Origin of the sequence: Klebsiella sp. K4, assembly GCF_014596785.2 — a bacterium.
In the GTDB taxonomy this organism is placed as follows: domain Bacteria; phylum Pseudomonadota; class Gammaproteobacteria; order Enterobacterales; family Enterobacteriaceae; genus Klebsiella; species Klebsiella pneumoniae.
In genome coordinates this window covers 1,128,936-1,153,432 of record NZ_CP115021.1, presented here as the reverse complement: position 1 = coordinate 1,153,432, position 24,497 = coordinate 1,128,936, and the positions used below count along the sequence as shown (strand labels likewise).

The window sequence follows — 24,497 nt, the reverse complement described above, 5'->3', positions numbered from 1 at the left end:
AGGAGCGTATGGGCACACCACAATTTACACCTGAATTTAAGAAAGAAGCCGTCCGTCAGATAACGGAACGCGGTTATTCCGTTGCCGAAGTATCTGACCGTCTGGGCGTTTCAGCACACAGCCTCTACAAGTGGCTACGGGCTATCAAACCTAATAACAACGAGCAGCATGCCCGGGATTTACTGGAAGCTAAAAGCGAGATCCTGAAACTCCGGGCGCAGCTAAAACGCACCGAAGAAGAACGGGATATCCTGAAAAAGGCCGCGCGGTACTTTGCAAGGGAGCCCGACTGAAGTACCGCTTTATCAATGAGCACCGCACTGTATGGGGTGTGATGACGATGTGTCGGGTACTGAATGTCGCCCGGGCCGGGTTCTATGCGTGGCTGCATAACCCTGTCTCGGCGCGTGATAAAGATAACCAGCGCCTGCTGATGCTTATCCGCGACTCATATTCCCTGAGCGGAGGCGTATACGGTTACCGGCGGGTTCATGGCGATCTGAACGAAATCGGGGAAACCTGCGGTAAAAACCGGGTGGGTCGGATCATGCAACTGAACCGGATTAAAGCCGTGCGCGGCTATAAAGCGCCACGTCGTATCGCTGGCAGGCCTTCAGTCGTTGCTCCTAATCGTGTGCAGCGACAGTTCACCGTTGTCCGGGCCAACCAGGTCTGGGTCACCGATATTACTTATATCCGCACCTGGCAGGGCTGGCTGTATCTGGCGGTGGTTATCGATCTCTTTGCCCGTAATGTGGTCGGCTGGTCGATGAAACCCACTCTCTCGCGCGAACTGGCGCTCGACGCGCTGATGATGGCGGTCTGGCGCCGAAAACCGGACGGCGAGGTCATCGTACATAGCGATCAAGGTAGTCATTACGGCAGTGACGACTGGCAGCGCTTCTGCCGGGCCAATAACCTGGCACCGAGCATGAGCCGGCGTGGCAACTGCTGGAATAATGCGGTGGCCGAATCGTTCTTCAGTTCACTGAAAAAAGAACGCATCAGGAAGCGGATATATAAAACCCGGGACATGGCCCGGGCGGATATTTTCGATTACATTGAAGTGTTCTACAACCGTAACCGACGCCACAGCCACCTCGGTGGCGTCAGTCCGGAGGCCTTCGAACAGGCCTCGTCGTGAGGACAGAAACTTTCTACCGGAGCGTGGTCACTCCACACAACGGCTCTGAAGTGTCTAGATTATCCGCGGCGATTCACACCTTTGCTACTCGTCACATTAGCCGAGGCGCAAACCTCTTCTGGTTAGCATCGCATATGGGTCACAAAGGTCCTGAATTGCTTTTCAGGCATTATGGTCGTTATCTTAAGGAGTATGATAATAGCACCTCCAATACCTCGTTGAAAAAAAATCTAATATGACAAATAATCCCTTCTTATAGTTAAGGAAGGGATATCAAGATGGCTGATCCAACATGGTTAGGACTAGGTGGCCTTGTTGCTAGTACTTTGTCTGCTTTAGCTGCTTATTTAGCTATACGGCAGAATATTATCCAAAGGAGGATATCAAACAAAGTCCAAATCACCGTAAAAGGAGTTGAAATTAACCTAGCGAGAAGGAAAATAATAAATTCCATCGACCTAACCAGTAATTCTGATGAGTTTACGATGAAACCATTTATTATTAACATTGGTTTAGGGCCAGCTCTAAATTTCGTATACTCTTGGGATTTTGATTATTTAAAACACCTTGAAATTAATGAGATAATAGGTATTGGTAACGAAAATGATATTCATTCAAAACAATACTTAAAACACATCAACTCTAATAAATACTCTTTTGAATATTCAAATGAAACCAATGCAGAGTTTATACACATACTAGGAAATGGTAAAACGGCATGGTTCCATCACCCTAAGAAAAACAATGAAATAGACTATATCCTCCCATGGTCAGTTAGCAAGAGTGAGGTACATTTAAAATTACCGAACCTAATACCTATGCTTCTAGCACATTATCTTGCAGAATATTCAAAATCATCTATTGGTATGTTCTTACCTATAACTGGTCCAACACTAATTTTATGTTATGAAGATATTACTGGAGTTAAAATAAAGGAAGTATTCACCTCTAGCTTCGTATGTACAAGAACCAGCATTAAAGGCGATACCTATGAAGCCGGTTTCAGCTTAACTTTTTCGCCAAAGCTCAGTAGGACTGCACAAGTAATTCAACGGATACGTAAAAGCTACGTGGAATTCATTAAAGAAAATGATTTCAATAAAAACAAATAGTTAAATAACTTCGGACGCGGGTTCAACTCCCGCCAGCTCCACCAAAATTCTCCATCGGTGATTACCAGAGTCATCCGATGAAGTCCTAAGAGCCCGCACGGCGCAAGCCCTGCGGGCTTTTTTGTGCCTGCAATTTGCCCCACGACGTCTGAAGAGAACTCAGGAAATCCGAACCTTTTAGGCCCATTGATAGGCCCAACGAAAAGCTCTGTTGTTTTCGCGTTACCAATTACCCGGCAACCCATCCCTCTCAGAATTAGACCACCAACGACACCTTTCACCCTCCGGCCGCGTCCGCGGCCGGAGGGATAGATTTACCCCTTGTGAGAATACGCGTCCAGCATGGCAAGGACCGCCCGACGCGCCGCATCGTCTGCGATATTGTCAGGCAGCGCATCAGCCCGCAGGTTGACATAAGCGTCAGCAGCCCTTCGAATGGCAATCCCGACGGAGTGACGATCGTGTGTTGCCAGAGTGGAAGTCAGCAGGCCATCGGGATCAATGCCGAGGGCTTCTATTCGACGAACGCCGCGTTGCGGTAGATTGGCGCGACGAAACAGCATCGGTCCCAGCACTTGTTCCCGGAAGAAAGACAGCATCCCCAGCGCTTCGAAGAGTTCCCCCCTGCCCAGTTTAACCACGGCATAATGCAGCCAGATCCAGGCCCGGGACTCAAACCACTCCGGCGTCATGTTCGGCCAGTGCGCGCTAAATTTTGCCAGCTGTCGCTTGAGAGCATCGTTATCACGGGTAAATAGCACGGTAGGCTCCTCAACGCGCTGAGTGAGCATGTCCAGGGTGATAAATTTCAGATCGACATGCAGAAGTTGCGGGCCAAACAGGCAGATCAGCAGGCGAGGCTCACCGACGTGTTCCCCGGTGAAAGCATGTAGCAGATGGCCGAGCGTTCCGGCGAACGCCATACGCTGAGCCATGATTTCGTCATAATAGAGAGGGTCGATCACCACCACGAAATCCAGATCGGAGTATTGATCAAACCCGCCATGGATAAACGAGCCGCCGGCGAGAAGGGAGTGGATCCGCGAATCAGACTGTAATTTAAGCTTCAGTTGCTCTGCAAAACTTCTGTGTAAATCGGGTAGCGTATTAAGCATACTTTTTCCTGTTCACAAAAAAGACAAAGCATTACAGGATATCGAGCGATTCATCAGCAGACCAGATATTTCTGCTGGAACCCTACCCTCCATCGCGAAGCGCTAAATGCAAGCAATCCTCCCCTCAAACCACCTCGCTCATCCACTCAGCAAACGCCCGCACGGCGGGAGAGAGAAAGCGCTGGTGCGGATAGAGCAATGTGACGGGTACCGGGGGCGGCTGCCAGTCCGTCAGCACTTCCACCAGTCTCCCCTCCTGCAGGTGGTCAGCAACGATATTCTCCGCCAGCTGCGCCAGCCCAAATCCTGCCAGGCACATTTTTATATAGAGCCCCGTTTCATTCACCGCGGCGTTGCCGCTGACGGGTACAGAAAAGGTCTCGCCATGGCGAACGAAGCGGAACTCATCGGCCCGCCTCGCCTGACCGGAGAAATAATGCACAGCCCGGTGCTGAGAGAGCGCCTCCGGTGACGGCGGCACACCATATTCCCTGAGATAGTCCGGTGACGCGCAGGTGACCCAGCGAAAGCGGCCCAGAGGGCGGGCCACCAGGCTGGAGTTGTTCAGCTCTCCCGTTCGTATCACGCAGTCGACGCCTTCCTGAATGAGATCGACCTGGCGATCGCTGACGCCGATCATCAGGTAGATATCGGGATAGCGCCGGTAAAAGTCCGGCAGATGGGGCATGACGATGAAATGCGCGATGCCCGCGGGCATATCAACCCGCAGGCGCCCCTGAGGCCGCGCGACAGACTCGCTCAGGGTGGATTCACTATGTTCGATGAGGGCGAGAATTTCCCGGCACTGCGCCAGATACTGCATCCCTTCCGGGGTAAGGCTCACCCGCCTTGTGGTCCGGTTCAGCAGCCGTACCTTCAGGTATTTTTCAAGGTTTTTAATGGTACTGGTGACAGTGGAGGCCGGCAGGGAAAGGGTTTCCGCGGCACGCACGAAGCTTCCTGCCTCCGCGACGCGCATAAACATCTGCATAGCCTGAATACGATCCACCTTCTTTCTCTCCTGTAGCGAGCAGCTTACCGACAGACGGCATGATTATTCGTGGATTATGAATAATGAAAACAATTTACGCACCTTTTTACGCTTAATCGCCTGGCGTATCGTTGCACGGTGGATTACGAAAGGGGGCCCGAAAATGAACATGCCCTCAATAAATATCCAGATAATCATTACGTTAAATAGCATGCGCAAAGGAAAAACCATGTCCGTTCAGCCTGTCGAAATAAGTAAGGCCTATCGTTTATTGCAGGTCGGGTCCACCACCATGATTTCCGCAAAATATGATGGCGTCGAAAATGTCATGTCAGCCGCCTGGGTTGGGCTGGCAGGCGAGCGAAAAGTGGTGGCCTATATTGGCACCCAGGCTTTCACTCGTCAGCTGGTGGAAAAGAGCGGCTATTTCGTGGTGCAGATCCCCGTAGTCAGCCAGATGGCAACCGTCCTCTACGCTGGCGGGCGCAGCTATGCCGACGCGCCGGATAAAAATGACACCATCCCCTTCTTTTATCAGCCGGAATTTGATCTTCCTCTTGTGGCAGGCTGTGCGGGCTGGCTGGTGTGCAAAGTGATGCCCTACCCGGACATTCAGCAGCAACACAATCTGTTTATGGGCGATATCGTCGCCGCCTGGAGCGATGACCGGGTATTCCGCAACGGACACTGGATCTTTGATGATGCGCCGGACGAGCTACGGACCGTTCACTATGTCGCAGGCGGGCAGTTCTATGCCATCGGCAAAGGCAGCAAATTCGATCATGGGCCGGGTCAGGACTGACCCTCCCCGGTCATGCGGATCGCTGACGAGATGTCTGCGCAACAGAGCGGCTGATACTCCGGCGCCAGACGCCGGGCGCCTGGCCGTACTGGCGCTTGAAGCTGCGGTTGAAGGACTGCTGGGAGTCAAAGCCGAGGGCAATCGCCACGTTCAGGATCGGCTCGTTGCTGTGGGCCAAGCGTTCGATCGACTTTTGCAGCTTTTTCGCCCGAATATATTCTCCGAGGGGCTGCCCGGTATGTTCTTTGAAGATCCGCTGCAGGTGCCACTTCGAATAGCCGGCTCGTCGGGCAACGGTGTCAATATCCAGACGGCTATCAAGATGGTTGTCGATCCAGTCGATCAGATCCTGAATGATGGCGCCAGTGTTCATCATGTTACCCCCTCGCGGCCGGTTAAAAGCATCTTTGTCAGTTGCATTTAAAGGTGGCCTGTTTTTACACAAAATGCAAGTTTTATTGTTACATTTAAAACCACGCCGGGATCGCGGTTTTTTATCCCCCCCTGGACCGCACATAAAGTGCAACAATTATTCTTGCACTTAGTTAAGCGCCTTCCTACAATCGCCGCGATAGTGTATTCGAAATTGTTACAGTTTTGTGGCGATGATCGACACAAATGGCCTTAAGCCAGCCCGGACAAAGGAAGTGGCGCGGCTTCTCACGCTGCGTCTTGCCCGGCGGCTACATTTACCGGAATAAAAATAATGAGCCTGCAAAAAACCTGGGGAAACATTCACCTGACCGCGCTCGGCGCGATGATGCTCTCCTTTCTGCTCGTCGGCTGCGACGACAGCGTCGCGCAGAATGCTGCGCCTCCCGCCCCGACGGTCAGCGCCGCTAAGGTGCTGGTGAAGTCGATCAGTCAGTGGGATAGTTTTAACGGTCGCATTGAAGCGGTGGAGAGCGTTCAGCTTCGCCCTCGCGTCTCGGGATACATTGATAAAGTGAATTACACTGACGGCCAGGAGGTGAAAAAGGGCCAGGTGCTGTTCACGATAGATGACAGAACCTATCGCGCCGCGCTGGAGCAGGCGCAGGCGGCGTTGGCAAGAGCCAAAACGCAGGCCAGCCTGGCGCAAAGCGAGGCGAACCGCACCGATAAATTAGTCCATACCAACCTCGTCTCCCGTGAAGAGTGGGAGCAGCGCCGGTCAGCCGCGGTTCAGGCACAGGCCGACATTCGCGCCGCGCAGGCGGCGGTGGATGCCGCGCAGCTTAACCTCGACTTCACCAAAGTGACCGCCCCTATTGACGGCCGTGCCAGCCGGGCGCTGATCACCAGCGGTAACCTGGTCACCGCGGGCGACACCGCCAGCGTGCTCACCACCCTGGTCTCGCAGAAGACGGTGTACGTCTACTTTGACGTCGACGAGTCAACCTACCTCCACTATCAAAACCTCGCCCGCCGCGGGCAAGGCGCGTCCAGCGATAATCAGGCGCTTCCGGTGGAGATTGGCCTGGTTGGCGAGGAGGGTTACCCCCACCAGGGCAAAGTGGATTTTCTCGATAATCAGTTAACGCCGAGTACCGGCACCATCCGCATGCGTGCGCTGCTGGATAACTCGCAGCGTCTGTTCACGCCGGGGCTGTTTGCCCGCGTGCGTCTGCCGGGCAGCGCAGAGTTCAAAGCCACGCTGATCGACGACAAAGCGGTACTGACCGATCAGGATCGTAAATACGTCTATATCGTTGATAAAGATGGTAAAGCACAGCGCCGCGACATTACCCCAGGGCGGCTGGCAGACGGTTTACGCATCGTTCAGAAGGGGTTGAATCCTGGGGATAGCGTCATCGTCGACGGCTTACAAAAAGTGTTTATGCCGGGTATGCCGGTTAACGCCAAAACCGTTGCCATGACCTCCAGCGCCACCCTTAACTGATCCCTAATCAGAGAATCCAAGACATGGACTTTTCCCGCTTTTTTATCGACAGGCCGATTTTCGCCGCGGTGCTGTCGATTTTAATTTTTATCACCGGGTTAATCGCTATCCCGCTGCTGCCGGTGAGCGAATATCCGGATGTCGTCCCGCCGAGCGTCCAGGTGCGCGCGGAGTATCCCGGCGCCAACCCGAAAGTGATTGCCGAGACCGTGGCGACGCCGCTGGAGGAAGCGATCAACGGCGTTGAAAACATGATGTACATGAAATCGGTCGCCGGCTCCGACGGCGTGCTGGTCACCACCGTCACCTTCCGCCCAGGTACCGACCCGGATCAGGCGCAGGTTCAGGTGCAGAACCGGGTCGCGCAGGCCGAAGCGCGTCTGCCGGAGGATGTACGCCGTCTGGGCATCACCACCCAGAAACAGTCTCCGACGCTGACCCTGGTGGTGCATCTGTTTTCGCCAAACGGTAAGTACGACTCGCTGTATATGCGCAACTACGCCACGCTGAAAGTGAAGGATGAGCTGGCGCGCCTGCCCGGCGTCGGCCAGATCCAGATTTTTGGCTCCGGTGAATATGCGATGCGCGTCTGGCTGGATCCCAATAAGGTCGCGGCCCGCGGTCTGACGGCCTCGGATGTGGTGACGGCGATGCAGGAGCAAAACGTCCAGGTGTCTGCCGGACAGCTTGGCGCCGAGCCGCTGCCGCAGGAGAGCGATTTCCTGATCTCCATTAACGCCCAGGGCCGTCTGCATACCGAAGAAGAGTTTGGCAATATCATTCTGAAAACGGCGCAGGATGGCTCGCTGGTCCGCCTGCGCGACGTGGCGCGCATCGAGATGGGTTCCGGCAGCTATGCGCTGCGCTCCCAGCTCAACAATAAGGATGCGGTTGGGATCGGTATCTTCCAGTCACCCGGCGCTAACGCCATCGATCTGTCGAACGCGGTACGCGCCAAAATGGCCGAGCTGGCCACCCGCTTCCCGGAAGATATGCAATGGGCGGCGCCGTACGACCCGACGGTTTTCGTCCGCGACTCCATCCGCGCGGTGGTGCAGACGCTGCTGGAGGCGGTAGTGCTGGTGGTGCTGGTAGTGATCCTGTTCCTGCAGACCTGGCGCGCGTCGATTATCCCGTTGATCGCTGTGCCGGTATCGGTGGTGGGTACCTTCAGCATTCTCTATCTGCTGGGCTTCTCGCTGAATACCCTGAGCCTGTTCGGGCTGGTACTGGCTATCGGTATCGTGGTGGACGACGCCATCGTGGTGGTGGAGAACGTCGAGCGTAATATCGAAGAGGGGCTTGCGCCGCTTGCCGCGGCGCATCAGGCGATGCGTGAGGTCTCCGGGCCGATTATCGCCATTGCGCTGGTGCTGTGTGCGGTGTTCGTGCCGATGGCGTTTCTCTCCGGGGTCACCGGCCAGTTCTACAAACAGTTCGCGGTGACCATCGCCATCTCGACGGTGATCTCGGCCATCAACTCGCTGACGCTCTCCCCGGCGCTGGCGGCCCTGCTGTTAAAGCCTCACGGCGCGAAGAAAGACCTCCCTACCCGGCTGATCGATCGTCTGTTTGGCTGGATTTTCCGTCCGTTTAACCGCTTTTTCCTGCGCAGCTCGAACGGCTATCAGGGGCTGGTGAGCAAAACCCTCGGACGCCGTGGCGCGGTGTTTGCGGTGTATCTGCTGCTGCTCTGCGCCGCTGGGGTGATGTTTAAAGTCGTCCCCGGCGGGTTTATTCCCACCCAGGATAAGCTGTATCTCATTGGCGGCGTGAAGATGCCGGAAGGGTCGTCGCTGGCGCGCACCGACGCGGTGATCCGCAAAATGAGCGAGATCGGGATGAATACCGAAGGGGTCGACTATGCGGTCGCTTTCCCGGGGCTTAACGCGCTGCAGTTCACCAACACGCCGAATACCGGGACGGTCTTTTTTGGCCTGAAACCGTTCGACCAGCGCAAACACACGGCGGCGGAAATTAACGCGGAGATCAACGCTAAAATCGCGCAAATCCAGCAGGGCTTTGGCTTTTCCATCCTGCCGCCGCCGATTTTAGGACTGGGTCAGGGTTCCGGCTACTCCCTGTACATCCAGGATCGCGGAGGGCTGGGCTATGGCGCGCTGCAAAGCGCGGTGAATGCGATGTCCGGGGCGATTATGCAAACGCCGGGGATGCACTTCCCGATCTCGACTTACCAGGCTAACGTGCCGCAGCTGGACGTGCAGGTCGATCGCGATAAGGCGAAAGCGCAGGGGGTATCGCTAACCGAGCTATTCGGTACGCTGCAGACCTATCTCGGCTCGTCTTATGTCAATGACTTTAACCAGTTCGGGCGTACCTGGCGCGTGATGGCCCAGGCCGATGGGCCATACCGCGAGAGCGTGGAAGATATCGCCAATCTGCGCACCCGTAATAATCAGGGCGAAATGGTGCCGATCGGCAGTATGGTGAATATCAGTACCACCTACGGGCCGGATCCGGTGATCCGCTACAACGGTTATCCGGCGGCGGACCTGATTGGCGATGCCGATCCGCGGGTCCTCTCTTCTTCGCAGGCGATGACGCATCTGGAGGAGCTGTCGAAGCAGATCCTGCCGAATGGGATGAATATTGAGTGGACGGATCTCAGCTTCCAGCAGGCCACCCAGGGCAACACGGCGCTGATCGTCTTCCCGGTAGCGGTGCTGCTGGCGTTCCTCGTGCTGGCCGCGCTGTATGAAAGCTGGACCCTGCCGCTGGCGGTGATCCTTATCGTACCGATGACGATGCTCTCCGCGCTGTTTGGCGTCTGGCTGACCGGGGGCGATAACAACGTCTTCGTGCAGGTGGGTCTGGTGGTCCTGATGGGCCTGGCCTGTAAAAACGCCATTCTGATCGTCGAGTTTGCCCGCGAGCTGGAGATCCAGGGGAAAGGCATCATGGAAGCCGCGCTGGAGGCGTGCCGCCTGCGTCTGCGCCCGATCGTGATGACCTCCATCGCCTTTATCGCCGGGACCATTCCGCTGATCCTCGGCCACGGCGCGGGGGCGGAAGTCCGCGGCGTCACCGGGATCACGGTATTCTCCGGGATGCTGGGCGTGACGCTCTTCGGTCTGTTCCTGACGCCGGTGTTTTACGTGACGCTGCGGAAACTGGTGACCCGCAGGAAGCCGGTCCAGGAGGATCTGCCCGCCTAGCCTGCAGCAGATAACAAAAAAACCGCCTTCACAAGTTGAAGGCGGTTTTTTTTCGTCACCAGAAAATGATTAATGCGCTTTTTTAAAGCGGGCGATCATTTCTGGCACCGGGTCGCAGCCGCTGGTATCGGCGTTTTTGACCGCCTCCAGCGCGCTGGCCACGGTATGGCGAGCGAGGACGTTTAACGAAGCCTGCTCTGCTTCATCGGCAACCGATTTGAAGTACCAGCAGGCGTTGGCGCTGACCACGCAGCGGGCCGGGACGTCAGGACGCGACGCCCACAGTTTTTTATCTTCGATAACCGAAAGATAGATATCACGCAGGGTGATCTTGTCCGCCGGACGGCCAAGATGAATTGAGCCGTTGCGGCCAAGCGTGGAGACGATAATGCCGTCACGAGTTAGCGGAACCATTAGTTTACGGATAAAGCTCGGGTTCGCTTCCAGGCCGTAGGCCAGAATCGCACTCGTCGAACGTTCACCCATCTGCTCCGCCATTGCTACGCTGAGAACCATCTGCAAAGCTGTCGGGAAGCGGTAATCTAACATGGCAGTGTCCTGGGTTGCGGTGAATCTTGTTCTTTTTGGCACCGCAGAGGTGAATAATCAATGAACAACAATATAACAAATACGGGAATTTTTTTGAAGCAATCTGCGGTTAGCCTGCGAAGTAAATTTTCTGATTTCACGGGCAAAGGCGGGGCAAACACAGATTCCCCTTCGTACCGTTTTATTTAACGCAAACGCCATCCTTTGTTCCGCTAGCCGCGCCCTGTCGCCCCGCGACCTGTCCACACCAGCGGCGCCTAACCCTGTGGATAACCTGGAGGCAGTTGCCTGGCAGCCGCAGCCCGGGCGGGCTACCGGCTGCCGTTCGTTTTTTGAACAGGGAAAACTCCCCCGCCGGGCAGCGCGCTAAGCGCGAAAATCACCACCCCGGCGCAGGGAAGCCCCTACCCCGCTTAATAATTCCACTTCGGCCGCGCCACCGTGTTTTTCTTCAGCAGATCGCGGAACGCTTTCAGATAGGGTTCATTGCTGCGCCCGCGCTTACAGATGGCCGAGAACGGCGACTGAAAGCCAAACTCGTTGGGCAGCAGCACCCGCAGGCGGTTCTCTTTGATCCACGGCCAGGCGTAATGCTCCGGCAGATAGCCAATATATTTCCCCGAGAGGATCAGCAGCAGCTGGGCGTCGACGGTCTCGACGGTGGCGCTCCCTTTGCTGAAGCCCCGACGGCGGAGATCGCTGGTGTTCCAGTAGCTGCGGGTCACCAGCGGGCACTGGCTGATCTGCTCTTTATCGAGCTGGCGGCTGAAGAACATCGGGTGCAGATCGCTGCAGTAGAGCCAGTGCTGTTCACGGTACAGCGGCTCGCTGATGATGTTATGCACCTGCGAGTTGTAGCTGCCGATGGCCAGGTCGATATGGTTGTTCAGCACGCCGTTCAGTTGCTCCGCCGGGGTGCGGATAATCAGTTTGATATGCACATGGGGAAATTTGTCGCTGAAGCTGCGCAGAACCACCGGCAGCGAGAGCGCCGTTTCGGTCTCGATGGAGTCGAGCGTCGAGATGCACAGGGTGCCGCTGTGCTCCCCTTTGAGCAGCGCCGACTGCCGCTCCAGCTCATTGAGTTCACTCAGCACGCGGATCGCCTGCTGTAAAAACTGCTGGCCTTTCTCGGTCAGAGAAAAGCCGCCGCGCCCTCGCTGGCAGAGGGTGAAGCCGAGCTGTCCCTCCAGCTGCGACATCGCATTGCTGATGGCGGAGACCGAAATACCCAGTTCCTGCTGGGCCCGGCTGTAGCTCTCCAGGCGGGCCACCGCCTCGAAAACCTGCAGCTGGCGAATATTGAGGCTGGCGTCGTGATGCATCGTATTTAGTTCACCAATAAATGAACTGAGTATTTACGCCAGACGATGTAAAGTCCAGCGCGGGTTGCGCACTATCTCTCCTGTTACGTTTCATCCGTCAGATTCAGGAGCAGACATGGATAACCTCTTTCACCAACCGCAGGGTGGCAATGAGATGCCACGCTTCGCCGGCCGCGCCACAATGATGCGCCTGCCGTTTATTGAAGATTTACAGGGACTTGACGCGGCGTTTGTCGGCATTCCGCTGGATATCGGCACCTCGCAGCGCTCGGGCACGCGCTACGGACCACGCTATATTCGCGCCGAATCGGTGATGATCCGTCCGTACAATATGGCGACCGGCGCCGCGCCGTTCGACTCGCTGTCGGTGGCCGACATCGGCGATGTGCCGATCAATACCTACAGCCTGCTCAAATCGGTGCAAATTATCGAAGATTACTACACCGGTTTGAATAGTTATCCGCTGATCCCGCTGACCCTCGGCGGGGACCACACCATTACCCTGCCGATCCTGCGGGCGCTGACCAAAAAACATGGTCCGGTGGGCCTCATCCACGTCGACGCCCATACCGACACCAATGATGAGATGTTCGGAGAGAAAATCGCCCACGGCACCACCTTCCGCCGCGCCGTAGAGGAGGGACTGCTCGACCTCAAACGGGTGGTGCAGATTGGCCAGCGCGCCCAGGGCTATGCCGCCGGCGACTTCCAGTGGGGCGTTGACCAGGGCTTTCGCCTGGTGCAGGCGGAGCAGTGCTGGCATACCTCGCTGGCGCCGCTGATGGCCGAAGTCCGCCAGCAGATGGGCGACGGGCCGGTGTATCTCAGCTTTGATATCGATAGCCTCGATCCCATCTGGGCTCCAGGAACCGGGACGCCGGAAGTTGGCGGTCTGACCTCCATTCAGGCGCTGGAGATCGTCCGCGGCTGCCGCGGCCTGAATCTGATTGGCGCCGATCTGGTCGAGGTCTCGCCCCCCTACGACGTGAGCGGTAATACCTCCCAGCTGGCGGCCAACCTGCTGTACGAGATGCTCTGCGTCCTGCCCGGCGTGAAGTACGCCTGAGGACGCCGCCATGGAGCTGAAATGCTTTCGCACCCTCTGGGGAGTGACGACCCCCTGGCCGCAAACGCTGGATGAACTGCAGCGTGTCGGCTGCTGCGGTATCGAAGCCCGCGTGCCGTTAACGGTGGCCGAGCGGCGGCAGCTCGCCGACCGCCTGCAGGCGTCGGGGCTGGAGTATATCGCCATTCTTTTCAGCGGCGGCGGGGTGCTCCCCGCCCAGCATGAAACGCCCGAGCAGCATCTGGCGCGCCTGCAGACCCGCTTCGCCGAGGCCAGCAGCCTCAACCCGCGCTTTGTCAATTTGCTGGCGGGCAACGATCGCTGGCCGCTGGCGCAGCAGGTCGATTTTCTCGGCAAGGCGCATGAGCTGGCCGCCGGGTTTGGTTTGACCTGCAGCTTTGAAACCCATCGCGCCACCTCGCTGTACAGCCCGTGGCTCACCCTGGAGATCATTCAGCAACTCCCCCAGCTGCGCTTTACCGCCGACATCAGCCACTGGGTGGTGGTCAGTGAGCGCCTGCTGGATGACCCCAGCGATGACTTCAGCGCCTTTATCGACCGCGTGCATCACGTGCAGGCCCGGGTGGGCTACGACCAGGGGCCGCAGGTGCCGCACCCGGCGGCGCCTGAGTATCAGCCGGCGCTGGCCTTTGCCGAGCGCTTCTGGCAGCAAATCTGGCGTTCGCAGCGCCAGCGCGGCTACCCGCAGACCACGCTGACCCCGGAGTTTGGCGCCGACGGCTATCTGCACCATCTGCCGTTCACCAACGTTCCGGTGGCCGATCTCTGGTCGCTCAACGCCTGGATGGCAACGCGCCAGCAGGCCCACTTTCAGCAGTTTTTAACGCTCACTGAACAGGAACCGCAGCCATGACCGCCGTGAAGCACGCTTTTACTGAACTCCCGACCATCGATATCCGCGATCTGGCCGGCGATGACCTCGCCAGGCGTCAGGCGGTGGCCGACGCCATCGGCCGCGCGGCGCGCGAGGTGGGCTTTTTCTACATCACCGGCCACGGCATCGACCCGGCGCTGATCGCCGGCGTCCGCGAGGCGGCGAAGCAGATCTTCGCCCTGCCGATGGAGGAGAAGATGAACTATTACATCGGCCACTCCAAAAGCCATAAGGGCTACGTTCCGGAAGGAGAAGAGATCTACGGCTCCGGCAAGCCGGACCATAAAGAGGCTTTCGATATCGGCTTCCAGGCAGCGGATGACCATCCGCTGGTGCTCGCCGGTACGCCGCTGATCGGCGCCAACGAGTGGCCCGATCTGCCGGATTTCCGCGCGCGGGTGCTGGCCTACTACGACGCGGTTTTCGCCCTCGGCCACCGTCTGTTCGACGCTTTCGCCCTCGCGCTCGGCCTGCCGGAAGGGTATTTCAAACCGATGGTGACCTGCCCGCCGGCTAAGCTGCGGCTGATCCATTACCCGTTCGACGCCAGCGTCGAAGATGTTCCCGGAATTGGTGCACACACCGACTATGAGTGCTTCACCCTGCTGCTCGCCGACCAGCCCGGCCTTGAAGTTCTCAATGAAGAAAGCGTGTGGATCGATGCACCTCCCGTCAAGAACGCCGCCGGAGAAGAGGCGTTCGTGATCAATATCGGCGACATGCTGGAAGTGCTCAGCGCTGGCACATTTGTTGCTACAGCCCACCGGGTGCGCAAAGTGCCGCAGGAGCGGTACTCCTTCCCGCTGTTTTTCGCCTGCGATTACCACACGCTGATCCGTCCGCTGCCGACTTTTCTCGCCGCCGGCGAAGCCGGTGAATATCAGGAGCTCAGCATCGGAGAGCATATGTGGAGCCAGGCCCTGCAAACCTATCGCTACCTGCGCGAAAAGGTCAATCGCGGTGAACTTCAGCTACCGGAGCGCGCGCGCGGCACCAATACGTTTGGCCATTTGAAAAAACAGGCACAGCAAAAAACCCCCTAACCACCCGTGAGGATCCATGATGACTAGCACCCTGAAAATAATCTCGCGCCGTGTCGCGCTTACCCTTGCCGTCAGCGCCTGTTTCTCCCCTGTCACCCAGGCGGCGGAACTGCTGACCGAGGGCGTCTTTAAGGTGGGAATGGAGGTCACCTACCCGCCGTTTGAGTCCTATGACAGCAATAACAATATCGTCGGTCTCGACCCGGAGTTTGCCGCGCTGATCGCCCAACATCTGCAGGCCAAACCGCAGCTGATCGACACCAAGTTCACCAGCCTGATCCTCGGCATCGGCAAGAAATATGACGCGGTGATCTCCGGGATGTACGTGACGCCGGAGCGCCAGAAACAGGCCGACGCCATCCCTTACGCCCTCTCCGGCGCGTCGATCATCGCCCTGAAGGGCGGCGCGGTGCAGCCGAAAACCGAAGATGAGCTGTGCGGCGTGAAGGTCGGTCTGCAGGCGGGCACCACCTGGGTGACCAGCCTGAAAAAACACTCCGACGAGTGGTGCCTGAAAAACGGCAAACCGGCCATCACCATTCAGGAGTTCCCGACGGCGCCGGAAGCCTCGCAGGCGCTGCTGTCGAAGAACATCGGCGCTCAGCTTGAGATTGCCCCGGCAGCGCAGATCATCGTCGACAAGAGCCGCGGCCGCCTGGCGATAAGCTCTACGCGCCTGGTCTACCCGCTGCCGCTGGGGATCTACGTCGCCAAAGGCAACACCGAGCTGGCGGAGGCGATCAAGGCCACCCTGGCCACGCTGAAGGCCAACGGCCAATATGCCGCGTTGATCAAAAAATACAACTTAGAAAGCATCGATTAAGACAATAAGCACTGCGCAACAGGAGTCAGTATGGCGTTCGATTGGGGATACTTTTTTTCATTGTTTAGCATTGGGGCATTCTGGCAGGCGTGCGTGACCGTCATCGTAATCAGCACCTTGTCCTGGGGGATCGGCCTGGTGGTCGGTTTTCTGTTAGCCTGCGCGAAGCTCTCGGCGCCGCGCTGGGTCAAGATCCCCGTCGAACTCTATATCTGGTTTTTTCGCAGCGTGCCGCTGATGGTGCTGCTGGTGTTTGTCTACAACCTGCCGCAGCTGTTTCCGGTGACCCAGCCGCTGCTCGGGGTGCCGTTTATCGCCGGGCTGGTGTCGATGACCGTCACCGAGGCGGCCTATATGGCGGAGATCCACCGCGGCGGGCTGCTGTCGGTGGCCAAGGGGCAGAGCGAGGCAGGCCATGCGCTGAGCTTCAGCTTTATCGGCATCCAGCGGCTGATCGTGATCCCTCAGGCGTTTCGCATCTCGCTACCGACGCTGATCAATGAATACATCACCATCATTAAGCTGAGCTCGATTCTGTCGGTGGTCTCCTTACCCGAGCTGCTGCTCACCGGCCAGCGCTTGTATGCGCAGAATTTCCTTGTGATGGAGACCCTGCTGGCGGTAGCGGTGTACTACGTGATGGTGGTTACCGTCTTCACCTGGCTGTTCCGGGCGCTGGAAAATCGTCTCGATATTCAGCGTAAGCGTCCGCAAACCCTCAGCGAGGCGGAATGCCAGGCGCTGCGCCAGAGCCTGCCGGCGCTGAGCGAAGAGAGCAACACCCCGGCCGTCAACGGCGCGCCGCCGGCGCTCGATCTGCGGGGCATTCACAAATCCTGGGGTCAGCATGAGGTGCTGAGAGGCATCGATCTGCAGGTGGAGAACGGGGAGGTGATCAGCATCATCGGCCCGTCCGGCTCCGGCAAAACCACCCTGATCCGCACCATCAACGCCCTCGAAAGCCTTGATGGCGGGGAGATCATTCTCTACGGCGAGGACTATCTTAAGGGCGGAGCCATCGTCGACAAACGCCAGATGCGCGCCGGGGTACGGCGCATCGGCATGGTCTTCCAGAGCTTCAACCTGTTCCCCCACCGCACGGTGCTCGACAACGTGATGCTGGCCCCGCGCTATCACCAGCTGCTGGACCAGCCGGTCGCCCGCGAGCAGGCCCTGGCGCTGCTCGACCGCGTCGGCCTGCTGGCCCATGCCCACAAGTACCCCGGACAGCTCTCCGGCGGCCAGCAGCAGCGCGTGGCGATCGCCCGGGCGCTGGCGCTGAAGCCGGACATTATGCTGTTTGACGAACCGACCTCGGCGCTGGATCCGGAGCTGGTAGGCGAAGTGCTGAAGGTCATTCAGTCGCTGGCCCGCGAAGGCATGACCATGCTGATTGTCACTCACGAGATGGACTTCGCCCTGTCGATTTCCGACCGCGTGGTGCTGATGGAGAACGGCGTGGTGCAGGCCGATATCGCCCCGCAGGTGATCCGCAGCCCGCTGGAGGCGCCTTCTCTGCAACGAATCCGTGAATTTATGGGAGTACGCTAAATGGCAACTGAGCAACACCTGCGCCAGCAGCTGGCCGCCGCCTACCGGCTGGCGGCGCTGTTCGGCTGGGAGGATACCCTCTACACTCACTTCTCCGTGCGCCTGCCCGGCGACGGCGAGCCGCGTTTTTTAATTAATCCCTTCGGCATGATGTTTGACGAAGTCACCGCCAGCAACCTGATCGTAGTGGATATGGAGGGCAAGGTCGTAGCGGGCGACGCGCCGGCTAACTCGGCGGGCTTTACCATCCATAGCGCGGTGCATATGGCCCGGGAAGACGCCCACTGCGTGATCCACACCCATACGCTACCGGGGATGGCGGTGGCCGCCTGCGAGGATGGCCTGCTGCAGCTCAACCAGATCAGCACCGAGTTTTACCAGCGCGTCGGCTACCATCCCTATGAAGGGGTGGCCTTTGACCTCGACGAACGGGCGCGCATCCAGCGCTCGCTGGGGAATAATATCGCTATGATCCTGCAGAGCCACGGCCTGCTGTCGGTGGGCCGCACCGTGGCTGACGCGTTTTACATCATGTACTACCTGAACCGCGCCTGCGAGATCCAGATGGCCGCCGCCCAGCTGGCGGCCCTCAGCCCGATCCACACCATCGCCCCGCACCTCAGCCAGCACGCCTGCGAGCAGCTGATGGGCGTGGAGCATGAACGTCAACAGGTCTGGCAGGCGTGGCTGCGCCGTCTTGACCGTCTCGATACCTCTTACAAAGACTAACGCCTATGTCTGATATCACTATCGTGGTGGATTGTAACGACGCGGATTTCGCCCGCGATATTTGCGCCGCCCTGCAGCAGTTTCCCGACGTCACGGCGCTTCTGCCCCATCACCAGGCGGCGCGCGACGCCCAGTACGCCAGCTGCTGGTTCCCGGACCCGCAGCTGTTGACCCGTTCGCCGGGGCTGAAGCTGATCCAGGCCGCGTCCGCCGGGGTCGATCATCTGCCGCCCGCGCTGTTCGCCAGCGAGATCCCGCTGTGCCGGGTGATCGATGAAGATTTTCGCCACGGCATGTTCGAATATGCCCTGTGGAGCGTCCTGTGGTTTCAGCGCCATTTCGACCGGGCGCTGGCCCACCAGCGGATCCAAACCTGGAAGCTCTATCCCCAGCGCGCCGCCGCCGACTTCCATATCGGCATTATGGGGCTCGGCGAAATTGGCGGCTATATCGCTGACCAGCTGGCCCGCCTCGGCTATCGGGTCTCCGGCTGGTCGCGCAGTGAAAAGCAGCTGGCTGGCGTCAACTGCTATCGCGGCGAGGAGGCGCTCGACCACTTTCTTGGGGCGCTTGACGGGCTGATTAACCTCCTGCCGCTCACCGCGCAGACGCGAGGTATCCTCGCCGCGCCGCTGTTCAACCGGCTACCCGCCGGGGCGGTGTTAATCAACTGCGGCCGCGGAGAGCATATGGTCAATGAGGATGTGCTGGCGGCGCTGGAGAGCGGCCAGCTCGCCGGGGCGGTGCTCGACGTCTTCCCGCAGGAGCCATTGCCGGCGGACGATCCGCTGTGGCGCCATCCGCAGGTGGTCATCACCCCGCATATGGCCTCTGCGGCCCCTGCCGAGGTGATCGCCCGCCAGTTGCTGGAGAACATTCAGCGCCAGCGCCGCGGGCTGCCGCTGAAAAACCTGGTCAATAAGCACGCCGGTTACTGATCCCCGGCTATATCGCCGCTGCTACGCTTAATAGGAGATCCACAACCAGAAGGCAGGAACATGAAGATTGATTTATCGGGGAAAGTCGCGCTGGTCACCGCCTCCACGGCGGGTATTGGCTTCGCCATCGCCAAAGGCCTGGCGGAGAGCGGCGCAGAGATCATCCTTAACGGGCGCAGTGAGCAGAGCGTGAACGCCGCCATCGCTCGTCTGCAAAATGAGGTGTCGGGCGCGAAGGCGCGCCCCGCCATCGCCGACCTCAGCGACGCCGACGGCGCAGCCCAGCTGCTGCGGGCGGTGAACGGCGTCGATATTCTGGTCAATAACGCCGGGATCTATGGCCCGCAGGATTTCTACGCCACCGACGACGCGACATGGGACAACTACTGGCAGACCAACGTCATGTCCGGCGTACGCCTGTCACGGGGGCTGCTCCCGGCGATGGTCAGTAAAGGCTGGGGGCGGGTGGTGTTTATCTCCTCAGAATCGGCGCGCAATATCCCGGCGGACATGATCCATTATGGCGTGACCAAGACCGCGCAGCTCTCGCTGGCCCGCGGCCTGGCGAAATATGTCGCCGGCAGCGGAGTGACCGTTAACAGCGTACTGCCGGGGCCGACGATTTCCGACGGCTTTGCCGAGATGCTGAAAGACGACGTGGCGAAAACCGGCAAGTCGCTGGAGGAACTGGCGAAAGCGTTTGTCATGACCCATCGTCCGAGCTCGGTGATCCAGCGGGCGGCCTCGGTGGAAGAGGTCGCCAATATGGTGGTCTACGTCTGCTCGCCGCAGGCGTCGGCCACCTCCGGCGCCGCGCTGCGCGTCGATGGCGGCGTGGTGGATGATATTCTCTGAATCCCCTTTATGCAGGGGAGCCCCCTCCCCTGCCGCCTTCCCGGGCGCTAAAAAGCGCAAAATGTTAAAAAACAGCCGCAAAGTCGCACAAAGTGAACAGGAACATGTATTCCCAGAACTTATGATATTTGTTTTAAGCATAAGTTGTGGTGTTAATGTCTCTGTTACGAAGCTTGCTTTTCTTTTTCGGCGCGGCGGTCGCGGCCGCCCTCGCGGTACTCTGCCTGTGGGTGGATATTCGGGTGTTTGGCAACGACATCCCGGAGGTGTCGCTCACCGAAGTGGTCCAGGAGAGCGTGCTGGCCGTTATCGTGCTGGTTCATCTGCTGCTGGCGCGGAAATATGCCCACTTGCGCTATAGCAATATCCTCATCGGCGGCTTCTTTCTCGCCATGCTGATCCGTGAGCTGGATGGCCTGTTTGATTTACTCTCCCACGGCAGCTGGGTTTGGTTTGCCCTGCTGGCCACCGCGGGGTCGCTGCTGTTGCCGTTGCGCCATCTGCGTCAGACCCTGTCGCAGCTGGCGGAGTATACCCGCACCCCGTATTACGGGATGATGATTAGCGGCCTGCTGGCGATTCTGGTCTTCTCGCGGCTGTTTGGCATGCACGGCCTGTGGTACGCCGTGCTGGAAGAGAACTACGCCCGGGTGGTAAAAAATACGGTCGAGGAAGGCAGCGAGTCGTTTGGCTATATGCTGTGCCTGACCGCCACCCTGGGCTACGCCTGCTACTTTCGCGGTCTGGCGCGACAGGCGCTGTCGCCGCAGCGCTAATCGTGGACGATAGCCACCGCCGGGCGTGTCTGCCGGCGGTGGCGCGCCGCCGCGGTTAACCGCGAATTTTCCACTTCCGTTTGAGAACCTCTTTGTCCTGGCTATCCAGCCACTGATTCACTTTCTTCAGCAGCGCCGGGTTATCTTTACTCATCATATACACCTTGTTGCTGGCGGTGCCGGCGAATGGCGTTTCGTTGGCAACGCAGAACACGCCGGGCTCTTTGCTCTGGTAATAGTCGCCTTCAATCAGATCGGTCACCATCATATCGGCCGTTTTCTGCCGCAGCGCCTGCAGGTTATCGACATTGTTCTGCACGCGGATAATTTGCGCCTGCTTGATGTGCTCATCGACAAAGCTCTGGTTTGTGCCGCCAGGGTTGACGACCACTTTCACGTCCGGGCGGTCAATTTTTTCCAGCGAACCTAGCCGCGGGGCGGCCTGGCAGTTGGCTAAGGCGATTTTTCCGTTCGCCACCACCGGATGGCTGAGGGCGAAGGCTTGCGCCCGCGCCGGGGTCTCGGTAACCCCACCCATCGCAATATCAAACTTGTCCGCCTGCAGATCGGCGGCGAGCGCGGGCCAGCTGGTGTAGACGAAGCTCACCTTCAGCCCGAGCGTGCGCCCGAGATCGCGGGCCATGTCCACGTCATAGCCCTGCAGTTCGCCGGCGGCATTGCGAAACGCCAGCGGCGCGTAATCGCCCGGCACGCCCACCTTCAGTTCACCGCTGTGCTCGATGGATTGCATATCGCGCGCCTGGGCGCCGCAGGTCATTATCGCCAGCGTCAGCGCCAGCCCCACCGTCAGTCTCATTTCGCCATCCTTAAAGTTATCGGTTTTCATGCCAGAGTGACCGGCCGCATCAGTCACAGTATCCGCAGCGCGAGCCAGGGCATTCATCCTATTTTTAAACACCGGGACATACAACCCGACGGCGCGGTTGCCGATCGCAAATCTGGCGATAAAACACAGCCCCATCCGGTGAATGATCCCTCATCCGCCGGGCATAGCCTTACGTGAACGATCGTATTTTACACAATGAAGCGGGTTCGTTCGCTTGGCAAAAAAGAGCAATAAGCTATTTATAACACATTGATATAAAACAGAAAATTTTTTTATTGAGAGTTATTTGGCATTCAACTCGCGTCAATAACCGTCTTATTTACGCCGCAATTCCCCCGCGCTACTATCCTGACAAAAGCAGCCCATAAATAACAAGCCAGTTTATTTCCAGGCATTAATAAATTAGTCAGTTAAATGAATAAATAAAAAAACATACTTGGCGTAAATAAGACTCATCAAAATAACGGCCCTGGCGCCAGCTTTACGGGCAATAGAGAAGGAAAGAAAATGAAAATAATCACGCTGTGTCTGGCGACGGTCTTTGCCGGACTGGCCGCCGGCTCTGCACTCGCGGCAGAGGGCAAGCTGAATTTCATCGGCAAGGTCGTGAACGCCTCCTGCAAGCTCGAAGGGGTGAGCGACAGCGGGGTCATCGGCGTCAGTATGGGCGCTATTCCGCTGTCGAGACTGAAAAACAGTCAGTCTGGGACCGGGCCGGCGGTCGGCATCGACATTCGCGTTAAAGATTGTGAGAAAGGCACTTACTATATTGTGGTTGACGGCCCCTCGCCTGCCGGCACGCCTGAAAACCGCGTGCTGGCGCTCGACGGCAGCGGCAAGCCGGCCAGCAACGTAGGTATTCTGCTCACGGACCGCACGGGCACCCCACTCAGCCTCGATGAACGCCTTGATCCGCAACACGATCCTCGCATAGAGATCTCGGTGGACGGCGGCTCCGGAACCTTCAGGCTGAACGCCTTCTATTACACCTGGGACAAAGCCCACGCCGATCCCGGCGACGGCAATGCGACGGCCCGATTTACCATTATGCAGGAATAGCTTCCCGGTCAGGGATGAAACTTCAAGGGAGTCCTCATGAAAACACAGCTGGCGGTTCTGCTCTGCGCAGTGACCTTTCAGGTCTGCGCCGGGATCACCATTAATGCCACGCGGGTGGTCTATTCCGGGAAAGAAAAGGTCGCCAGCCTGAACATTCACAATCGCAGCAGCACGCCTTATAAAGTGCAGATCTGGCTGGACGCCGGACTCAATACCTCGCGCATTGGCCTGCCGATAGTGGCGACGCCGCCGCAGGTCTATTTATCGCCGCAACAATCCGCCCAGCTGCGCTTTATCTATCTCGGCGGCGGGCTGCCCGGCGATCGGGAAAGCGTGTACTGGGTCAATATCCAGGAGACGCCTCCCGCAGCCGTCGGCACGCATACGCTGCAATTTGTCGTCCGTACCCGCCTGAAGCTCTTTTATCGTCCGCCCGCCATAACCACCACCCTCGCCAGAGAGGTGCAAAAGCTGCAGTGGCAGCAGAGCGGGAATAACCTGCGCTTTACCAACTTAGGCCCACTGCATATCACCCTGGTCAACGGGGCGCTGATCGATAATAAAGGCCACCTCTCGCCGATAAGAAACGTGATGCTCCGGCCATACAGCAGCCATACCGTGATGACCACCGACAGCACTCGCCTGTACCAGTTGAACTATATCGACGACTACGGCGCGGTGGTGCCCATCCCCCTGCAGAATGCCCATGTGCCGCCCCAGGCTAGTTATACTCCAGGGCGAAAGTCACCATGCTGTTGGCCGTACCGGCTCCCACCGTGGCGTCAGTCTGCACATACTGGGCGTTGAAATTGATCGCCTCGGCGGTACCGGCGCTGGCGCCGGTCACCCTTTTCAGGATCGGCAAGTTGCTGGCCTCATTGATCTTAACGCTGGTGCCGTCGGGCACTGCCGCACCGGGGTTATTGCCGTAGGTCAGCTTCACGCCGACGCCGCTGGCGCTGTTGCTGGCCTGGCTCAGGGCCAGGGTATCGCTCTCCACGCTGACGCCGAAAAAGCCGATGCGCACGTCGGTCGGCGTCGGACAGAAGACCGGAATCGAAAAGCGCTTCGCCTGGCCGCCGGTAGTCCCTTTGCCATGAAACTCCCCCCGGTTAACCGTACCCAGACTGACCTGGATCGTCGATGTCGCTACCTGGCAGCTGCCGCTGCTGCCAATGTCCACATTCAGGGCGGCGATATCGATGCTGACCGGCGCGCTGGCGACAAAGCTAGCGCTTGCGCTGGTCTGCTGTTCAATGGTCATCTCCCCCACCTGCGGCAGCGGCGGCGAGTTGGTATGCGTCCCGTCCGCCAGTTGCACCGTTCCGGTTTTATAGAAGGTTACCGCAATCCTCACCGTGGTTTGCTGCTGCGTCATCAGCGCCGGGAGCGTCGCACTGTCGCATACCACCACCGACTCGCCGCCGGCGGAGTGGCTGCCATCGATGGCACGCATCGGGCCGCCGGCGCACTGGAAGCTGAGGGCGTAACCAATGCCGTCGATAGCGCTGGGGTAGACATGCTGTCCGTTAATCACCATCGGCGAGCCGCCGGTTTTCAGCTGCTTATAGACGATGCGTTTGGCGCTCGCCGTCGGCAGCTGCAGGTCGCAGGAAAAAGGGATCCCGCTGCCGTTATCCGCCATCGCGCTGGTCATCTGGGTATTGACCGGCAGCGTGGGTAAATACTTGATATTAGGAATATTGACCGTGGTCTGGCCGATATTTGCGCGGCAGGTTTCAGCCCGCACGCCGGGAAGATAGGCGCTCAGCCCCAGCAGAAAGAGGAAAGGAAGTAGACGAAAAACAGATTTCATAGC

Annotated in this window: 23 protein-coding genes and 1 pseudogene; 17 read left to right on the top strand and 7 right to left on the bottom strand. The window is 58.3% G+C overall.

What is annotated here, in order from left to right:
- Positions 1 to 8 precede the first annotated feature (8 nt).
- From IB144_RS05715 to IB144_RS05705, 3 genes and pseudogenes are all read left to right on the top strand, one after another.
- A protein-coding gene (locus IB144_RS05715) for an IS3 family transposase (RefSeq protein WP_202151172.1) occupies positions 9 to 1,144 on the top strand; the annotation gives its coding sequence in 2 pieces (ribosomal slippage) (positions 9 to 255 and positions 255 to 1,144; 1,137 coding nt in all).
- A gap of 74 nt (positions 1,145 to 1,218) precedes the next feature.
- Positions 1,219 to 1,383: pseudogene (locus tag IB144_RS05710) on the top strand (integrase); the annotation flags it as partial.
- Positions 1,384 to 1,422: 39 nt separating this feature from the next.
- Positions 1,423 to 2,256, top strand: a complete 834-nt coding sequence (locus tag IB144_RS05705) for a hypothetical protein (protein ID WP_065888489.1) — start codon at positions 1,423 to 1,425, stop codon at positions 2,254 to 2,256.
- A gap of 314 nt (positions 2,257 to 2,570) precedes the next feature.
- On the opposite strand, the gene IB144_RS05700 is transcribed toward IB144_RS05705, so the two are convergent.
- Complete coding sequence (locus tag IB144_RS05700) at positions 2,571 to 3,371, bottom strand: hypothetical protein (RefSeq protein WP_065888488.1); 801 nt, start codon at positions 3,369 to 3,371, stop codon at positions 2,571 to 2,573.
- Positions 3,372 to 3,495: 124 nt separating this feature from the next.
- On the bottom strand, positions 3,496 to 4,380 hold the full coding sequence (locus IB144_RS05695; RefSeq protein ID WP_002914178.1) for a LysR family transcriptional regulator: 885 nt from the start codon (positions 4,378 to 4,380) through the stop codon (positions 3,496 to 3,498).
- Between the two features lie 211 nt (positions 4,381 to 4,591).
- Between IB144_RS05695 and IB144_RS05690 the strand changes: the two genes are divergently transcribed.
- Complete coding sequence (locus tag IB144_RS05690; RefSeq protein WP_004174789.1) at positions 4,592 to 5,164, top strand: flavin reductase; 573 nt, start codon at positions 4,592 to 4,594, stop codon at positions 5,162 to 5,164.
- 10 nt (positions 5,165 to 5,174) lie between these two features.
- Here the strand turns inward: IB144_RS05690 and IB144_RS05685 are convergent, their stop codons facing one another.
- Complete coding sequence (locus IB144_RS05685) at positions 5,175 to 5,537, bottom strand: helix-turn-helix domain-containing protein (RefSeq protein WP_002914181.1); 363 nt, start codon at positions 5,535 to 5,537, stop codon at positions 5,175 to 5,177.
- Between the two features lie 333 nt (positions 5,538 to 5,870).
- On the opposite strand from IB144_RS05685, the gene oqxA reads away from it, so the two are divergent.
- Entirely contained in the window at positions 5,871 to 7,046 is a 1,176-nt protein-coding gene (gene oqxA / locus IB144_RS05680; RefSeq protein ID WP_002914189.1) for a multidrug efflux RND transporter periplasmic adaptor subunit OqxA, read from the top strand.
- Positions 7,047 to 7,069: 23 nt separating this feature from the next.
- Complete coding sequence (locus IB144_RS05675) at positions 7,070 to 10,222, top strand: multidrug efflux RND transporter permease subunit OqxB19 (RefSeq protein ID WP_004149399.1); 3,153 nt, start codon at positions 7,070 to 7,072, stop codon at positions 10,220 to 10,222.
- Positions 10,223 to 10,291: 69 nt separating this feature from the next.
- On the opposite strand, the gene IB144_RS05670 is transcribed toward IB144_RS05675, so the two are convergent.
- Together IB144_RS05670 and IB144_RS05665 are read right to left on the bottom strand one after the other, a co-directional pair.
- A complete protein-coding gene (locus IB144_RS05670; RefSeq protein WP_000888203.1) occupies positions 10,292 to 10,771 on the bottom strand; it encodes an Rrf2 family transcriptional regulator in 480 nt (159 codons plus the stop codon).
- A gap of 413 nt (positions 10,772 to 11,184) precedes the next feature.
- Positions 11,185 to 12,096, bottom strand: a complete 912-nt coding sequence (locus IB144_RS05665; RefSeq protein ID WP_002914199.1) for a LysR family transcriptional regulator — start codon at positions 12,094 to 12,096, stop codon at positions 11,185 to 11,187.
- A 115-nt stretch (positions 12,097 to 12,211) separates the two neighbouring features.
- On the opposite strand from IB144_RS05665, the gene speB reads away from it, so the two are divergent.
- From speB to IB144_RS05620, 9 genes are all read left to right on the top strand, one after another.
- On the top strand, positions 12,212 to 13,162 hold the full coding sequence (speB, locus tag IB144_RS05660) for an agmatinase (RefSeq protein ID WP_004145693.1): 951 nt from the start codon (positions 12,212 to 12,214) through the stop codon (positions 13,160 to 13,162).
- A gap of 10 nt (positions 13,163 to 13,172) precedes the next feature.
- On the top strand, positions 13,173 to 14,036 hold the full coding sequence (locus tag IB144_RS05655) for a TIM barrel protein (RefSeq protein ID WP_021440583.1): 864 nt from the start codon (positions 13,173 to 13,175) through the stop codon (positions 14,034 to 14,036).
- Entirely contained in the window at positions 14,033 to 15,100 is a 1,068-nt protein-coding gene (locus IB144_RS05650; RefSeq protein WP_004180962.1) for a 2-oxoglutarate and iron-dependent oxygenase domain-containing protein, read from the top strand. The genes IB144_RS05655 and IB144_RS05650 overlap by 4 nt, the downstream gene beginning before the upstream one ends.
- A gap of 19 nt (positions 15,101 to 15,119) precedes the next feature.
- A complete protein-coding gene (locus IB144_RS05645; RefSeq protein WP_004180963.1) occupies positions 15,120 to 15,923 on the top strand; it encodes an ABC transporter substrate-binding protein in 804 nt (267 codons plus the stop codon).
- 30 nt (positions 15,924 to 15,953) lie between these two features.
- Positions 15,954 to 17,474: an amino acid ABC transporter permease/ATP-binding protein gene (locus IB144_RS05640; protein ID WP_065888487.1), complete on the top strand. Its 1,521-nt coding sequence runs from the start codon at positions 15,954 to 15,956 to the stop codon at positions 17,472 to 17,474.
- Positions 17,475 to 18,203: a class II aldolase/adducin family protein gene (locus IB144_RS05635; RefSeq protein WP_004212908.1), complete on the top strand. Its 729-nt coding sequence runs from the start codon at positions 17,475 to 17,477 to the stop codon at positions 18,201 to 18,203.
- Between the two features lie 5 nt (positions 18,204 to 18,208).
- Positions 18,209 to 19,141 (top strand): glyoxylate/hydroxypyruvate reductase A, encoded by a 933-nt coding sequence (locus IB144_RS05630; RefSeq protein ID WP_134894666.1) that lies wholly within the window; start codon positions 18,209 to 18,211, stop codon positions 19,139 to 19,141.
- A gap of 60 nt (positions 19,142 to 19,201) precedes the next feature.
- Entirely contained in the window at positions 19,202 to 19,996 is a 795-nt protein-coding gene (locus tag IB144_RS05625; RefSeq protein ID WP_023328397.1) for an SDR family NAD(P)-dependent oxidoreductase, read from the top strand.
- Positions 19,997 to 20,151: 155 nt separating this feature from the next.
- Positions 20,152 to 20,772: a hypothetical protein gene (locus IB144_RS05620; RefSeq protein ID WP_004145700.1), complete on the top strand. Its 621-nt coding sequence runs from the start codon at positions 20,152 to 20,154 to the stop codon at positions 20,770 to 20,772.
- Between the two features lie 55 nt (positions 20,773 to 20,827).
- On the opposite strand, the gene IB144_RS05615 is transcribed toward IB144_RS05620, so the two are convergent.
- Positions 20,828 to 21,676: a transporter substrate-binding domain-containing protein gene (locus tag IB144_RS05615; RefSeq protein WP_048265926.1), complete on the bottom strand. Its 849-nt coding sequence runs from the start codon at positions 21,674 to 21,676 to the stop codon at positions 20,828 to 20,830.
- A 450-nt stretch (positions 21,677 to 22,126) separates the two neighbouring features.
- On the opposite strand from IB144_RS05615, the gene IB144_RS05610 reads away from it, so the two are divergent.
- A complete protein-coding gene (locus IB144_RS05610; RefSeq protein ID WP_004145703.1) occupies positions 22,127 to 22,678 on the top strand; it encodes a fimbrial protein in 552 nt (183 codons plus the stop codon).
- Positions 22,679 to 22,714: 36 nt separating this feature from the next.
- The gene (locus tag IB144_RS05605) at positions 22,715 to 23,485 is read left to right on the top strand and encodes a molecular chaperone (RefSeq protein ID WP_032418430.1); all 771 of its coding nucleotides are present in this window, start codon (positions 22,715 to 22,717) and stop codon (positions 23,483 to 23,485) included.
- Here IB144_RS05605 and IB144_RS05600 read toward each other — a convergent pair.
- Complete coding sequence (locus IB144_RS05600) at positions 23,400 to 24,494, bottom strand: fimbrial protein (protein ID WP_004180974.1); 1,095 nt, start codon at positions 24,492 to 24,494, stop codon at positions 23,400 to 23,402. The genes IB144_RS05605 and IB144_RS05600 overlap by 86 nt on opposite strands.
- Positions 24,495 to 24,497 lie beyond the last annotated feature (3 nt).